The organism is Bacillus sp. Root920 (assembly GCF_001429445.1).
GTDB lineage: Bacteria > Bacillota > Bacilli > Bacillales > Bacillaceae > Bacillus > Bacillus safensis.
In genome coordinates this window covers 2,013,045-2,028,040 of record NZ_LMJV01000001.1, presented here as the reverse complement: position 1 = coordinate 2,028,040, position 14,996 = coordinate 2,013,045, and the positions used below count along the sequence as shown (strand labels likewise).

The window sequence follows — 14,996 nt, the reverse complement described above, 5'->3', positions numbered from 1 at the left end:
CTTAAAACACAACGAGTAAGACCAACACCAATAATTTCTTCAATTTGTTGTTTATCCAACAGATTGATAGATGTGTTGAAAAAGGAGGAGGGATAAGATGATGCAGTCAAAGACAGATCCTCGGGTTCTAAGAACGCGTAAGTTAATCATGGAGTCTTTTATGAAACTTTCATCGAAAAAGGAATTTAAGGATATTACGATCAAAGATATCACGGCAGAAGCCATGATCAACCGAGCGACGTTTTATTATCATTTTGAGGATAAATACGATTTACTGGATAAAACGCTATCAGAAGTATTATTGATTAATTTAGAAAGTATTCATTTCAATCATCGTAAACTAGATGAAGATACGATTATCAATATTTTTAAAGCACTAACGAATTTTCAACAATCTCTGCATAACCGCTGCCAAGTAGAATATGAAACGGAACTTGCTCCTATTGTTAGGGAACAGCTTGAAATTATTTTTTATCAATTGTTAATCAATCAATATACAAATGTCGAAAAGCAAATTCTGAAGGTCACAGCTGTTTTTTTAAGCTGGGGAATTCACGGAGCTTCTGTTGAGTGGAGAAAAAATAGTTCGCACATATCATCAGAGGAGTTTATCAAATCAGCAGTGCCATATATTTTGTCAGGAATTGATTTTAAACAAGCAGATAGTTGATTTGACAATTTTCAAAGGCTTCACTAATATAAATGCTATAGCATATAAAATTTCATAGAGGGTGTTTACATGGATTTACAAGATTTAATAGGTTATCTCGTTCATCGTACTGATCTCAAAATGACAAATTATTTTACGAACAGGTTAAAGCCTTACGGGGTCACTCCTGAACAATGGAGTATTATCAGTATTCTGAGCAGTGAAAAGGGGACTACTCAAAAAGAATTGGCAGAAGGAATTGATAAAAATCAAACGACTGTCGTCAGAATGATCCAGTCAATGGAACGAAAAGGGCTTGTCAAAAAAATCTATAATGAACAAGACCGGCGCTCACATCACCTGCTTTTAACAGAAAAAGGGGACGAGGTCAAAAAGGCCATTCTTCCTGTTGTCATGGATGCACATCAAACGGTAACAAAGCAATTAAGCGATGAAGAGATTCAACAATTAAAATTACTTTTGAACAAATTATTTCATTCACACTATGAATCTTGAAATGTCTAATCTGTAACAAACGATTTATATCTGATATATGCTATGACATATAATTTTCACCAGCTGAAAATTTGTCCATTTGGACTGAGTGTTTCAGTCAAATAACTTAGAAAGATGTGATCACGATTTTCATACTTATTCTGCAAATGATATTGGCCGCTTTCTTTTTTGTAACAGGATCGAAAATTATATCAGGGAAAATGTCAGAAGAGTTCAAACGATTTGGTTTACCTGCTTTTTTTAATGTTTTAACCGGAGCCTTTGAGCTCATAGGCGCTGCTGGAATGCTGATCGGCATATGGATGCCAACAATAGCAATATTATCAGGCTTACTGTTAGGAGGCACGATGCTTGCAGCTGCCTTTACTCTGATCGTATTAGCCAAAGATCCCTTTAAAAAAGCACTCCCTGCACTTGTGTTATTCGCTCTCAGTATCGGGGTCAGCTTGTACCACATTCTTTAAGTTCATATCAAGGTAAGTCACAAAACCTAAACAAATCTCCATTGTTCTAATGGCGGATTGTGTTTAGGTTTTTTTGCGATTGAATTGTTTTCGAAGAACTAGGCATGAGACAGCGAATACTGCGAAAGCGCCCGCTGATCCAGCAGCAAACACTAGCTCAAATTGTTCTGGTTTGGACTTGAATAACAAAGGGACAGAAAGAATGAGAGCCGCACCACTAAAACTCAATCCTAATATCAACATTGCCAATAATTTATTCATAGGAACACCTCTTACACTCAGAATTAGAACAATGGAAACGACTGATTCAAGAATCATTGTGATGATTCGACATCCTTTCACATTCCTAGTTGGAGTGTATCATATGGTGGCGGGCGATTGTAAAACACACAATTGTGAAATAAATTTTTTAAACGAACACTGTTCTTTACGAACGGTGTTCGTTATAATATAAATGTGATGTGGCTTTAAACGATTTCCATAAAGAAGAGGAGATGCATAAGATGACGGCATTATCTAAGAAACAAAAGCAGATCGCTATTATTGGAGGAGGGCCTGGGGGGCTAACACTCGCCTTAATACTGCAAAATTACGGTATACAAACAACCATCTATGAACGAGAGATGCATGACAAGAGTCTTGAAAGAGGGGGCTCACTGGATATTCATGAAGAAACAGGTCAAAAAGCTTTAAAAGAAGCAGGGGTTTATGAGGAATTTCAAAGGAACGCCCGCTATGAAGGAGAAGATTTCCGCTTACTTGATAAATCAGGAAGAATTTATTTAGATGAAGAAACGGAATCAGATCAAAAAGGCACCCGCCCAGAAATTGATCGTGGTGTTTTGTGTGAACTGCTGTTAGATCAAATGAATGTTGAAAACATCAAATATGGATATAAACTAGAAAATTGCGTTTCATTAGAAAACGGCATGACGGAGCTTCATTTTGAAAACGGAGTTGTTGAGACAGTTGATCTTTTAATTGGGGCAGATGGTGCTTTTTCTCGTGTGCGTCCTCTGTTAACAGATATTGATATTGAATACGCCGGACTCACGATGCTGGAATTGAATATCCTCAACGTAGAGGTGAACCACCCTGATTTAGCTGCATTTAATAAACGCGGGAAGATGTTTGCTTTAGCAGACCACAAAGGACTGATTGGTCAGTTAAACGGGGATGGACGAATCAAAGTGTATGCAAGCCTTATGGCAGAACGTAACTGGATTGAGACTTGTGGTATTCCGTTCCATCAAGCGAAAGAAGCAAAAGAACAATTATTACAGTTATTTAGTGATTGGGACGATCAGCTGAAAAATTATATTCGTTATGCAGAAGATGCCATCATTCCAAGACGGATTTATACGCTTCCTGTCGGTTTTAAATGGAACCGCCATAAAGGAGTAACTCTTATCGGTGATGCCGCTCATGTCATGTCACCATTTGCAGGGGAGGGTGTAAACATGGCGATGTTTGATGCAATGGAGCTTGCACTTGCGATTGTCCGAAATCCTCATCATATTGAACAGGCTATTGAAGAATACGAAGATATGATGTACGAATATTCATCGGAGAAAGCTCATGAATCAGAAAAAAGTTTAAAACTGTGTTTTTCAAAAGATGCTGCAGTCAAGCTTGCTGAAATGATGAATTCTTTTCAAGAAAACGTTGATTGATGCTCAATTTACTATTTGACTTTGACATGTTATAAAGAGATTATGAACAATTCAAATCGTCGTATTATCAGTCGTCGGTCTCGGCCGGCAAAAGAGCCCTTAAGCCGTGAACTCATTGTGAAAACCGCCTATGAGCTTCTAAAGGAGCAAGGGTTAGAGGGCATGAGTATGCGTAAAGTGGCTAAAGCACTCGATACGGGACCTGCATCCTTGTATGTTTACGTGAACAATTTTCAAGAACTCAGTGCTTACGTATTAGATTATGGTCTCGGCCAAATGGTTTATCCAGATTCAGTGAATGGCACATGGAAAGAACAGTTATCTGACATATTGCATACTTATTTCCTGCTGCTATACGAAAAGCCTGGTCTTGCTGAAATTTCTCTTTCCACCATCCCGCAAGGAACGAACTTTTTACAGTTGACCGAACATCTTCTCGCTGCACTGCATAAAGGCGGAATCAAATCTACATCCGCTGCATGGGGAGTAGACTTGTTACTGTTATACGTATCTTCCGTAGCATACGAAAAGGTCTCTTGGAAGAAACACGGCTCTTCGCAGATTTCAGATACAAAAAAAACATTTCATGATGCAGACAAAACGCGGTTTCCTTTCATCCATAGCCTAAAAGAAGAAATGTTTGCAGGTGATACCGTATCAATGGAACGGTTCAGGTGGGGAATTGAAGTCATTTTGTATGGAATCCAGCAAGAAATCAATTAGAAAGGAGCACAAGCAAAAAGCAGTCAATGGCTGCTTTTTTTATATTTTCTTAACTTTTTCAACATATATAAAAAAATCTATATATTGTTTTTGTATATAAAAAATTATATAATCTAGTGGAATAAACAAATGAGGTGCTTAGGCATGGAAAATATAAAGAATTTATTAGAGAGCTATATTCCTTTAGCAAAATCTACGGCAAAAATGTTTGGACCAAATTGTGAAGTCGTTATTCATGATTTAACGAACCCACAAACATCTGTCATGTTTACAGTCAATCATCATGTGACGGGAAGAAAAATCGGTCAATCATTTGATCATTTGGTAAAGACTGTTTTACAATCAGAAGATTTTAAAGAAGATTATCTTGCTGGGTATACATTTAAAACAGAAGACAACCGTACCATTCGTTCTTCGACTTCATTAATTCGTGATTCGAAGAAAAAGGTGATCGGGGCATTCTGTATCAATTTTGATGTTGAAGCATTGAATCAAATGCAGCAATTTATGGATACTTTTCTTTCTACAAAAGTTGAAGTTCAAGAGAATGAAACAACATCAAATGATGATCTTGAAAATGTGGAAGGAATCGTAGATCAATTGATTCAACAGATCATTCAAAACAGTGTCCACCCAGTTATGAAACGTCATGAAAAAATTGAATTAATAAGGTTCATGGATGAAAAGGGAATCTTTTTAATGAAAGGTTCAGTTGAGAAAGTCGCATCTATGTTAGGTATTTCTAAAGTCACCGTCTATAGCTATTTGGATGAAATCAAACATAAATCGAATGAAGGGGAAACGAAATGAAAAGCATCCTTGAGGTAGGAAATCTAAAATCCAACGGACACTATGCATTTGCAACCATTCATCAAAACACGGTCTATGTTTCAGGACAATTTGCCATCAATCCCGAAACGAGAGAAAAAGAATTCGGCCCCATTGAAGAAGAGACATTACAAGCACTTAAGAATGTGGAGATGATTGTAGAAGCAGCCGGAAGTAAAAAAGAAAAGATTTTGCGTATGACTTTATACATTTCTGATATTGAACTATGGGACAAAGTAGATGCGGTTTACACTGAATTTTTCGGTGAACATCAACCAGCACGTACTGTTGTACCAACGAATGAATTACATTTTGGTTTCAAAATTGAAATTGATGCTATTTCTTATATTTAGAATATTTTTTTGCCCACGATATATAAAAAAGTATATTTTATATAAAAAATTATCTGAAGGGGCTGATGATTGATGAATCAATTGATTTGTAACCATTGCGGTAAAAAGTATGAGATGACACCAACTTTATGGAAATGTGATTGTAACGGCGTATTAAACCTGGTGAAAGATACCCCTCAAATAGATATTGCGGCTTGGAATCACTACCCAAACTCATTATGGCGTTATGTTGAAACCATGCCATTTTCAAAAGGGTCAAAGACTTGGGAATCTGTGACAATGGGTGAAGGTCAAACTCCGTTAATCGTTTTAGATCCTCATGAGCCAAACACTTATGTAAAAGTTGATTATATGATGCCTACACTATCCTTTAAAGATCGAGGAGCTGCTGTTTTAATGACAAAGGCAAAGGAATTAGGGGTATCAAAAGTCATTGCGGATAGCAGCGGGAATGCAGGAACGGCGATTGCCGCTTATGCAGCTCGTTGCGAGATTGCATGTGACATCTATCTAAGCGATGAAACTTCACCTAAAAAGATCGCTCAAATAAAAGCCCATGGAGCAACGGTTAAAGAAATTCACGGTACACGAGAGGATATTGCAGCCGCGGCGCAAAAAGCAGTAGACGCCGAAAACGTTTTTTATGCAAGCCATGTGTATAATCCTTATTTTTTTGAAGGAACAAAAACATACGCCTATGAAATATATGAACAAGTAAACGGAGCACCTGATGCTTTAATCATTCCGGTTGGAAATGGTACTCTCCTCCTAGGTGCGTATTACGGTTTTAAAGAGTTATTTGAAAATGGTTTAATTCATAAAATACCGAAAATCATTGCCATCCAAGCGAAAAACTGTGCTCCTCTCGTGAAAGCTTATCAAAATGCGAAAGATTCAGCATCGCCTGTTACGAATACAGGAACTTTGGCAGAAGGGATAGCCATTGCTGCCCCGGCGCGCTCCAAACAAATTCTAGAAGCTGTACAAGATACCAATGGTACATTTATAGATATTGAAGAGGATGAGATATTGAATGCTCGCTCTAAACTAAGTGAGAAAGGATTTTATGTGGAAGTGACATCTGCAGTCAATTTTGCTGGCTACATGAAATATAAAAAGGAAGCAAAAGAAACCATCGTCATACCTCTTTGCGGTGCAGGAATTAAATCAAAATAACCAGATATGACTAATACAACTGATCCGGAATTGGCCAGATGATGATATAGATAATATGAACGCTCTCTATAAATAGAAGGGTATCTCAAAAGAGATGCTCTTTTTCATGCCTAAATGTACAATCCCTTTTGCCCAAAAGTACAATTTCAATCAACTATTTCATTACGTAGAATAAAGAGGTGAATATCATGAATTCGATGAAAAAGGAGTAAGTGAATGGCTAAATTTTTATATAACTTAGGAAACTTTGCTTTTACTAAGCCTAAACGAATGTTAATCGGTTGGTTACTTATCTTAGTAGCTGTAGTTGGAGCAACAATAGGGACAGGCGTTTCATTTAATGGAGATATGTCGATTCCAGGAACAAAATCTGAAAAAGCGATGGATCTCTTGGAAAAGAAGTTCCCAGCAGGTGATGATGGGGGAACGATTCGTCTAATATTTAAAGCACCTAAAGATAAAACTTTAGAAGCAAAGAAAGTGAAACATAAAATTAATGAAACGATAAAAGAAATTAAAAAGGATAAAGCAGTTAAGCAGGTGACCGATTTATATCAGACCTTTACGATAAGTAAAAATAAGAAAATAGGATATGCGGATATTACGTATCGAATGAAAGCGGATAAGGTAAAGGAATCCTCAAAAGAGAAAGTATTAAATAGCATAAAGATTTCAAAAGATGCGGGCATCCAAACGGAATTAAGCGGCTCCGTGACATTCTCTGAAATTGAAGTAGGTGGGATTTCTGAAATCATAGGGATTATCTTCGCCTTCTTGATTTTAGCCTTTACATTTGCTTCACTTTTGGTCGCAGGATTACCAATATTGACGGCTGTGATTGGGTTAGTAATAGGTGTGATGGTCATTTTAATCACCTCAAACTTTGTTGAAATGTCTGCATTTAGTCTCACATTAGCGGTGATGATTGGTCTTGCAGTAGGAATTGATTATGCACTGTTTATCATTTCAAGATATCGACAGCTGTTAGCAGAGGGCTACAATTTAAATGAGGCTGCTGCTAGAGCTGTGGGTACCGCAGGAAGTGCTGTATTATTTGCGGGCGTCACTGTTATTGTTGCATTATGTGGACTTGTATTAGTTGACATACCGTTTCTAGGTATCATGGGTCTTGTGGGAGCCTTTATGGTACTATCTGTTATGCTTGTTTCTCTCACGATTGTTCCAGCTATACTAGGGCTTCTTGGAGATAAGGTGAGTCCTTCCAGGCAAAATAAGTTATTTTCTAAATTACAGCCAAAAAAAGAGAAAAAAACAATGGGCTGGGCAAGATTTATTCAAAAGCATCCGGGTAAAATAATGATAGGTGTCATTTTATTGACAGGATTGGTAAGCTGGCCAGCACTTCATATGGAGCTTGGTCTTCCGGATAACGGTATGAAAGGCAAAGAAACAACTGAACGTAAAGGGTACGATCTTTTAGCAGAAGGATTTGGCAAGGGGTTTAATGGACCACTTGCCATCATCATAGATGCCTCTCAAGCAGATAAAACGATGAAGTCCAAGTCCATCGAGGAATCATCAAAATTGTTAGAAAAAATGGATGGTATCAAACAAATCACGCCGGCGATCCCTGATCCATCGGGTGAGTACGCAATGTTAACAATCTTACCTAGAAGTGGTCCGGAGGATAAAGAAACGAAGCAATTAGTGAAAGACATTCGAAATGAATCGAGTGTGACTGACACAAAGTTTCTTGTGACTGGTTCTACTGCCGTGAATATAGATATTTCAGATAGACTCAGTGAAGCATTGCCAAAATTTGCAGGAGTCATTATTGGATTTGCTTTTGTGTTAATGATTCTTGTATTTAGATCATTCCTTGTTCCATTAAAGGCTGTACTAGGGTTTTTAATGACATTAACTGCTACATTAGGTTTTGCTGTCTTTGTTTTACAGGATGGACACCTTGCCCCATTGTTTGGAATACCTGCAGCAGGACCGTTGTTAAACTTTATGCCTGTACTAGTGACAGGAATATTATTTGGTCTTGCAATGGATTATGAAGTATTTTTAGTTAGTAGAATGAGGGAAGAATTTCTTCTATCTCAGGATGCAAAGAAATCTGTTATTTCTGGATTACAGCATAGTGGCAGGGTTGTAACTGCAGCAGGCTTAATTATGATTTTCGTTTTCGCAAGCTTTATTTTTGCTCAAGACTTGATTATTAAAACAATGGGATTAACATTGGCATTTGGGGTTTTATTCGATGCATTTGTCATTAGAATGACCTTTATCCCTGCTTGTATGATGCTATTAGGGCGGGCAAATTGGTACTTACCAAAATGGCTGGCACGATTGCTTCCGGTTATTGATATTGAAGGAGAGTCAATTGCCCAAAAAGAAAAGAAGATTATATAATGTTTTCTTTTTAAAATGTTAAAATCCTAATACCGCCATTGCCTCTTTAAAAGGCGGGCGGTATTTTTCGTGTTATGATGGGGTTTGGAAGGTGAGAGTTTATGCTTAAGAAACGGATAGACCCATTTAATGAAATGATCTATTCCCGAATTCCCACGTTATTATGGGGCGTTCTTGTGTATGTTGCAGCGATGATTTTTCAGTTTTTAACAGCATCTTTATCGCTTTCAAGTTTGTTTTTTTCTGGCCTTATCGCGATCCATCTCATTTTGCACTGGTGGTCATTTTATTGGTTCAAGAAGAAGCCTTGGATTTATTTCTTCATACAAGGAATCGTTATTCTACTTTGTGTTTTAGCTATGCAAGCTGCCTCTCCTGTTATTTTAATTGGTCTTTTACCGTTATTAATTGCTCAAAGCATCGGTGTATACTATCATACATTAAAGATTATTTTGACAGGACTTTGTTTTTATGTGCTTTTTTTTCTAGCTCTTATTTTGGTTAATGATACAGATGATCTGACTGTCTACATTCCGATTTTATTTCTTATCCTTATTGTGGTCGTTGCATACTCTATCTTATTTTTTAGACAAGTAAAGGCTAGAATTCGAACTCAAACGTTTCTAAAGGAACTCGAACTCGCACATCAGCAGGTGGAGGAGTTAACCCTTGCTAATGAACGTCAAAGAATGGCGAGAGATTTACATGATACCCTTGCACAAGGGCTTGCAGGCATTATTATGCAATTGGAAGCTGTTCAAGCACATTTAGAGAATCAAAATACCGAGCGTGCTCAAAGCATTATCAAGGGCTCAATGAGCCAAGCGCGAAAAACATTAGGTGAGGCACGAATGGTGATTGATGATCTTCGGAAGGATCGTCATGATCAATACGATTTAACTGAAACAGTGAAAAATGAAGTAAATCGATTTACGACAGCAACGAATATCCCAATTCGTACAAAGATATCTGTACCTCAGAATATGTCACCTTTTTTTATTGAACATACTGTTTACATGATAAAAGAATGCTTAACGAATGTTTCAAAACATGCCAAAGCAAGCCATGTCGAGTTAGTGATGGTACAACAAGGTGATCACATCCATTTGAAAATAGCAGACAATGGAGTGGGATTTGATGAGAAAAAACGAGAATCCACTTTTGGACATTACGGCATCATTGGTATGTCAGAACGTGTTCGGCTGCTTGGTGGAGAGATCCATTTGAAAAGTAAAAAAAATGAAGGTACACAAGTAATAGTGAACATACCTTTGAAAAAGGAGTAAATACAGTGTCTTATCGAATTGTGATTGTTGATGATCATTATGTTGTGAGAGAAGGATTAAAATTAATTCTTGAAACAGACGAAAGATTTGAAGTTGTTGGAGAAGCAGAAGATGGAGGAAAGGGGATAGATGTCATAAAAGAAAAATCCCCAGACCTTGTATTACTTGACCTCAACATGCCAATGATGAGCGGGCTTGATATGCTTAGAGAAATGCAGACTCTTCAAATAAAAGTTCCCGTACTCATTTTGACTACTTATAATGAAGAAAAATTAATGATCCAAGGGTTACAGCTTGGTGCAAAAGGCTACCTCTTAAAGGATGCCAGCAGAGAAAACTTATTTAATACAATTGAAGCGGCCATCAGAGGAGACATTTTACTTCAATCAAATGTGGCCTCAAAGGTATTTGAATCAACCGTACACAAAGAACCTCAAGAAAAATGGAAAACAGACAACCACTTGCTTACCGAAAAAGAAATGCTCGTTTTGCAAGCAGTAGCTAGAGGGTTTCGGAGTAAGGAAATTGCATTTGATATGGGAATTTCCGAGAGAACTGTAAAAGCACATTTAACAAACATTTATCAAAAACTAAATGTGACATCAAGAGCTGAAGCCATTAAAACATCAATAGAATTAGGAATTATTCATTTTTAGATAATTGAACAAACAGGAGTGAAAGCCATTCTTGCAGAAAGCACTTTTGTACAAACCTATGAGCTTGGGAAATAATAAAGAGACTACTTTAGATAGTCTTTTTTTTAAAAGCATGGAGTTAGACTCTATAAAAGAAAGAAGGTATGTGGGCTTTGGTTGAAGAAGTCTAATAAACAATAAAGTAAGATTATAAACAAAGGAGAAACCTATGCAACATGATCTTCTGAATCAATTATTAAAGATAACAGATGAAGAGGAACTGATTCTACAAAACAGAAGAGAGATAAATAAAGACATTTATACCAATCAGTCTAATTTTATTATAGAAAGTCAAAAATTTCTCAATCAAGAGAGTATGATTACGGTTCGAAAACATACACGCTTTGTGGATTTTCCTAAACATAAACACGACTACATTGAGATTAATTATGTTTACAATGGAGAGTATAACCAAAAAGTAGGGAATCAAAGAATAAATTTGCAACAAGGGGAGCTGTTATTTTTAAACCAGCATATTGAGCATGAAACTCAAGCTTGTGCAGAAGAAGACATTATTATTAATTTTATCATTTTACCTCATTTTTTTGATTTTATCTTTTCGTTTTTAACGACTGAAAATAGAATTAGTAATTTCTTAATTAACAGTTTATATAACAGTACTCAAAATGGACAATTCCTTTACTTTAAAGTTTCAGAAGTAGAAAGCATTCAAGAATTAATAAAAAAAATTATGATTGAAATTATGTCTCCTGCTTTTATGTCTGAATCCACCATTAAATTGTATATGGGTCTTTTAATGGTGGAGTTAATTAAACACGCTGATAAGGCCGAACATACAGAAGACAATCCTGTACAACATTATTTAATTGTTGAATCATTAAAGTATATTGATGAACATTTCCAGCGTGCATCACTGAATGAATTAGCCACAAAATTAAGCCAGCCCGCTTATGCTTTAAGTAAAGAGATTAAAAAAGCTACCAGCTTTACATTTAAAGAATTACTTCAAGAAAAACGTTTAAATAAAGCGAAAGAGTTACTGGAAAGTACAGATATGCCAATTGCCTCTGTTATAGATCAAGTTGGATATGATAATGTAAGTTATTTCTATCGGATTTTTAAAAACAAATATCATCAGACACCAAAGCAATTCAGAGAACACTTAGCAAAAAAATAAGATGCTGCTAAATGTTCTTTTTTATTTTAAACAATTGCAAATAAGGACAATAAATAAATCATTTTAGACATTATTTTCTCCTTTTAGCTGGCTTAATATAAAGACATAAGCAAACGCTTTCATGCAAAGGGTGATTAAAATGAAGAAATGTTGTTTAGCAGTTGATATTGGTGCTTCTAGTGGAAGATTAATAGCGGGTCATCTTGAAGATGAACGTTTAAATCTAAAAGAAATCCACCGTTTCGAGAATAAAATGGTCCAAAAAAATGGCCAGTTTTGCTGGGAGCTTGATCGATTATTTGAAGAAATAAAAAAGGGAATTCATCAATGTAGTGAAATGGGATTATCTCCAGAAAGTATCGGTGTTGATACATGGGCTGTAGACTTTGTTTTACTAGATGAATGGAACAAACCTTTAACAGATTTTGTTGCCTATCGCGATTCGAGAACAGACGGGATGATGGATGAGGTTTTTAAAACATTCATGAAGGAACGTCTGTATCTAGAGACAGGAATTCAATTTCAAAAATTTAATACGATTTATCAACTTTATTCAATCAAACAAAATCATCCGGAGATTTTAGAAAATGCAAAATCTTTTCTAATGGTTCCTGACTATTTTCATTATTTATTAACAGGAAAAAAGGCAAACGAATACACAAATGCCACTTCAACTCAGCTGGTTAATGCTTTCACAAAGAAATGGGATCATGAAATATTAGATCAACTAGGCATGAACAAAGAAATGTTCCAAGATATTCATCCCCCCAAAACAGTGTTGGGTACATTGACTGAAGATTTAATAGAGGAATTCGGCTTTAATATGAAGGTTATTCTCCCAGCCACTCACGATACTGGTTCAGCTGTCATTTCGGTTCCTGAGCAGGAAGAAACAATCTATATTAGTTCAGGAACGTGGTCTTTAGTTGGTGTAGAAAATCATTTTCCAATATGTATTACAAAAGCTTTAGATTACAATTTCACCAATGAGGGCGGCATTGATTATCGCTATAGATTTTTAAAGAATATTATGGGGCTTTGGATGATACAAGAAGTGAAAAGAAATTATAAAAATCAATTTTCTTTTGCAGAGTTGGTCGTCTTAGCTAATCAGGCTCAAACATTTAAATCCATCGTTAATGTAGATGATCCACGGTTTTTAAAGCCAGAAAATATGATTCAAGAGATTCAAAGTTATTGTCAAGAAACAAACCAGCCAATTCCATCTAGACCTGGAGAAGTAGCAAAATGTGTGTTTGACAGTTTAGTATGCAGCTACCAGCAAGCCATTAATCAAATTGAAGAAATTTTTGAAAGAACATTCAATCAAATTAATGTGATCGGAGGGGGTTGCCAAAATGAAATGTTAAATCAACTAATTGCTGACGCAACAAAAAAAGAAGTATACGCTGGTCCAGTTGAAGCAACCGCCATTGGAAATATTGTAACGCAGTTAATGGCAGTTGGCGAAATTGAAGATATAAAAGAAGCAAGAACAATCATTAAGAACTCTTTTAAGGTTAAAAAATACACACCTTTAACAGTAACGGCACCGTAAAAAAGAAAGGAAGAATATCACATGACAATAAGAGAAAATTATGAGATTGCGAAAAAAGAATATGAAAAATGGGGAATCAATGTTGATGAAGTATTGGAACAATTAAAAAATGTACCGATTTCCATTCATTGCTGGCAGGGAGATGACATTGCTGGATTTGAAGTAAATAAAGGAGAATTGTCAGGTGGAATTGATGTAACGGGAAATTATCCTGGTAAAGCAACCACACCTCAACAACTAAGAGCAGATTTAGAGAAAGCGTTGTCTTTAATTCCTGGAAAACATCGTGTGAACTTACATGCCATTTATGCGGAAACAAATGGAGAAGTCGTTGAAAGGGATCAATTAGAGCCAAGACACTTTGAAAACTGGGTGAAATGGGCTAAAGATCAAGGTGTAGGCTTAGATTTCAATCCAACATTATTCTCACATGAAAAAGCAGCAGATGGGCTAACGTTGTCTCATCCTGATGAACATATCAGAAATTTTTGGATCAATCATTGTATCGCCAGCCGCAAAATTGGTGAGTATTTTGGTAAAGAATTAGGAACAGCATCCTTAACAAATATTTGGATTCCAGATGGTTATAAAGATATTCCAAGTGATCGACTAACGCCTCGTCAACGGTTAAAAGATTCGTTAGATAAGATTTTTGAAGAAGAGATCAATGAAAACTATAATCTTGATGCCATTGAAAGTAAGTTATTCGGTATTGGTTCTGAATCTTATGTGGTTGGATCGCATGAATTTTATCTTGGATACGCATTAAAGAATAATAAACTATGTTTATTAGATACAGGACATTTCCATCCGACTGAAATGGTATCAAACAAAATTTCATCTATGCTGCTTTACAGTGACAAGCTTGCCCTTCATGTTTCTCGTCCTGTTCGCTGGGACAGTGATCATGTTGTGACGCTGGATGATGAGTTACGTGAAATTGGTCTCGAAATTGTTCGAAATCAAGCATTGGATAAAGTGATGATTGGCCTTGATTTCTTTGATGCAAGTATTAACCGTGTTGCAGCATGGACAATTGGAACAAGAAACATGATTAAATCGTTACTATATGCAATGTTAGTACCAAATGAACATTTAAAAAAGTTACAGGAAGATGGAAACTTTACAGAAAGATTAGCATTAATAGAGGAATTCAAAACGTATCCTTTCGGTGCAATCTGGGATTACTATTGTGAAAAAATGGGCGTGCCTGTAAAAGAAACATGGCTGGAAGAAGTGAAACAATATGAGCAAGATGTATTAACAAAAAGAAACTCTGTTTTAGCCTAAAAAAATCATGAAAAGAGCTAACTAGTAAATTTACAAAGAGATACAGTCAGGGGGAGGGTCTAATAGATCAATTCCCCTGTTTATATTACAAGGATTCCTTTTTAGATAAATAGGTTACAACTCAATGTTTTTTCTACTCTATACGTGCTATAGGGTTAATTGAAGGGAATCATATTCATCTCATATGGAGAACACGCAATAAAACATTTATGAGAGAAGGGGCCTGCTTTTACTTTTCAGTCATCAGCCGACCAGGTAAATCTAAATA

Annotated in this window: 15 protein-coding genes; 14 read left to right on the top strand and 1 reads right to left on the bottom strand. The window is 36.2% G+C overall.

Annotation, left to right across the window (positions count from 1 at the left end):
• Positions 1–97: 97 nt before the first annotated feature.
• The 3 genes from ASE42_RS09940 to ASE42_RS09930 all read left to right on the top strand — a co-directional run bounded on the left by ASE42_RS09940 (position 98) and on the right by ASE42_RS09930 (position 1,629).
• Positions 98–670: a TetR/AcrR family transcriptional regulator gene (locus ASE42_RS09940; protein ID WP_056766650.1), complete on the top strand. Its 573-nt coding sequence runs from the start codon at positions 98–100 to the stop codon at positions 668–670.
• Positions 671–739: 69 nt separating this feature from the next.
• Positions 740–1,165 carry a MarR family winged helix-turn-helix transcriptional regulator gene (locus ASE42_RS09935; protein ID WP_056766648.1) on the top strand — a complete coding sequence of 142 codons (426 nt, stop codon included), beginning with the start codon at positions 740–742 and terminating at the stop codon, positions 1,163–1,165.
• A 116-nt stretch (positions 1,166–1,281) separates the two neighbouring features.
• A complete protein-coding gene (locus ASE42_RS09930; RefSeq protein WP_268750500.1) occupies positions 1,282–1,629 on the top strand; it encodes a DoxX family protein in 348 nt (115 codons plus the stop codon).
• Between the two features lie 63 nt (positions 1,630–1,692).
• Here ASE42_RS09930 and ASE42_RS09925 read toward each other — a convergent pair whose 3' ends face one another.
• Positions 1,693–1,890 carry a hypothetical protein gene (locus tag ASE42_RS09925; RefSeq protein ID WP_056766646.1) on the bottom strand — a complete coding sequence of 66 codons (198 nt, stop codon included), beginning with the start codon at positions 1,888–1,890 and terminating at the stop codon, positions 1,693–1,695.
• A 242-nt stretch (positions 1,891–2,132) separates the two neighbouring features.
• Here ASE42_RS09925 and ASE42_RS09920 point away from each other — a divergent pair, with 242 nt between their 5' ends.
• From ASE42_RS09920 to rhaA, 11 genes are all read left to right on the top strand, one after another.
• On the top strand, positions 2,133–3,302 hold the full coding sequence (locus ASE42_RS09920; protein ID WP_056766643.1) for an FAD-dependent oxidoreductase: 1,170 nt from the start codon (positions 2,133–2,135) through the stop codon (positions 3,300–3,302).
• A gap of 42 nt (positions 3,303–3,344) precedes the next feature.
• The gene (locus tag ASE42_RS09915) at positions 3,345–4,025 is read left to right on the top strand and encodes a TetR/AcrR family transcriptional regulator (RefSeq protein WP_056766641.1); all 681 of its coding nucleotides are present in this window, start codon (positions 3,345–3,347) and stop codon (positions 4,023–4,025) included.
• A 144-nt stretch (positions 4,026–4,169) separates the two neighbouring features.
• Positions 4,170–4,835: a transcriptional regulator gene (locus ASE42_RS09910; RefSeq protein ID WP_056766639.1), complete on the top strand. Its 666-nt coding sequence runs from the start codon at positions 4,170–4,172 to the stop codon at positions 4,833–4,835.
• On the top strand, positions 4,832–5,206 hold the full coding sequence (locus tag ASE42_RS09905; RefSeq protein WP_024427108.1) for a RidA family protein: 375 nt from the start codon (positions 4,832–4,834) through the stop codon (positions 5,204–5,206). The genes ASE42_RS09910 and ASE42_RS09905 overlap by 4 nt, the downstream gene beginning before the upstream one ends.
• A 72-nt stretch (positions 5,207–5,278) precedes the next feature.
• Entirely contained in the window at positions 5,279–6,382 is a 1,104-nt protein-coding gene (locus ASE42_RS09900; RefSeq protein ID WP_056766636.1) for a threonine synthase, read from the top strand.
• 216 nt (positions 6,383–6,598) lie between these two features.
• Positions 6,599–8,761 (top strand): MMPL family transporter, encoded by a 2,163-nt coding sequence (locus ASE42_RS09895; RefSeq protein ID WP_056766634.1) that lies wholly within the window; start codon positions 6,599–6,601, stop codon positions 8,759–8,761.
• A gap of 101 nt (positions 8,762–8,862) precedes the next feature.
• A complete protein-coding gene (locus ASE42_RS09890) occupies positions 8,863–10,047 on the top strand; it encodes a sensor histidine kinase (RefSeq protein WP_056766631.1) in 1,185 nt (394 codons plus the stop codon).
• A gap of 5 nt (positions 10,048–10,052) precedes the next feature.
• On the top strand, positions 10,053–10,703 hold the full coding sequence (locus ASE42_RS09885; RefSeq protein ID WP_056766629.1) for a response regulator transcription factor: 651 nt from the start codon (positions 10,053–10,055) through the stop codon (positions 10,701–10,703).
• A 208-nt stretch (positions 10,704–10,911) separates the two neighbouring features.
• Positions 10,912–11,880: an AraC family transcriptional regulator gene (locus tag ASE42_RS09880; RefSeq protein ID WP_056766627.1), complete on the top strand. Its 969-nt coding sequence runs from the start codon at positions 10,912–10,914 to the stop codon at positions 11,878–11,880.
• Between the two features lie 139 nt (positions 11,881–12,019).
• A complete protein-coding gene (gene rhaB, locus ASE42_RS09875; RefSeq protein ID WP_056766625.1) occupies positions 12,020–13,438 on the top strand; it encodes a rhamnulokinase in 1,419 nt (472 codons plus the stop codon).
• A gap of 21 nt (positions 13,439–13,459) precedes the next feature.
• Positions 13,460–14,728, top strand: coding sequence for an L-rhamnose isomerase (gene rhaA / locus ASE42_RS09870; protein WP_056766623.1), 1,269 nt, complete (start codon positions 13,460–13,462; stop codon positions 14,726–14,728).
• Positions 14,729–14,996 lie beyond the last annotated feature (268 nt).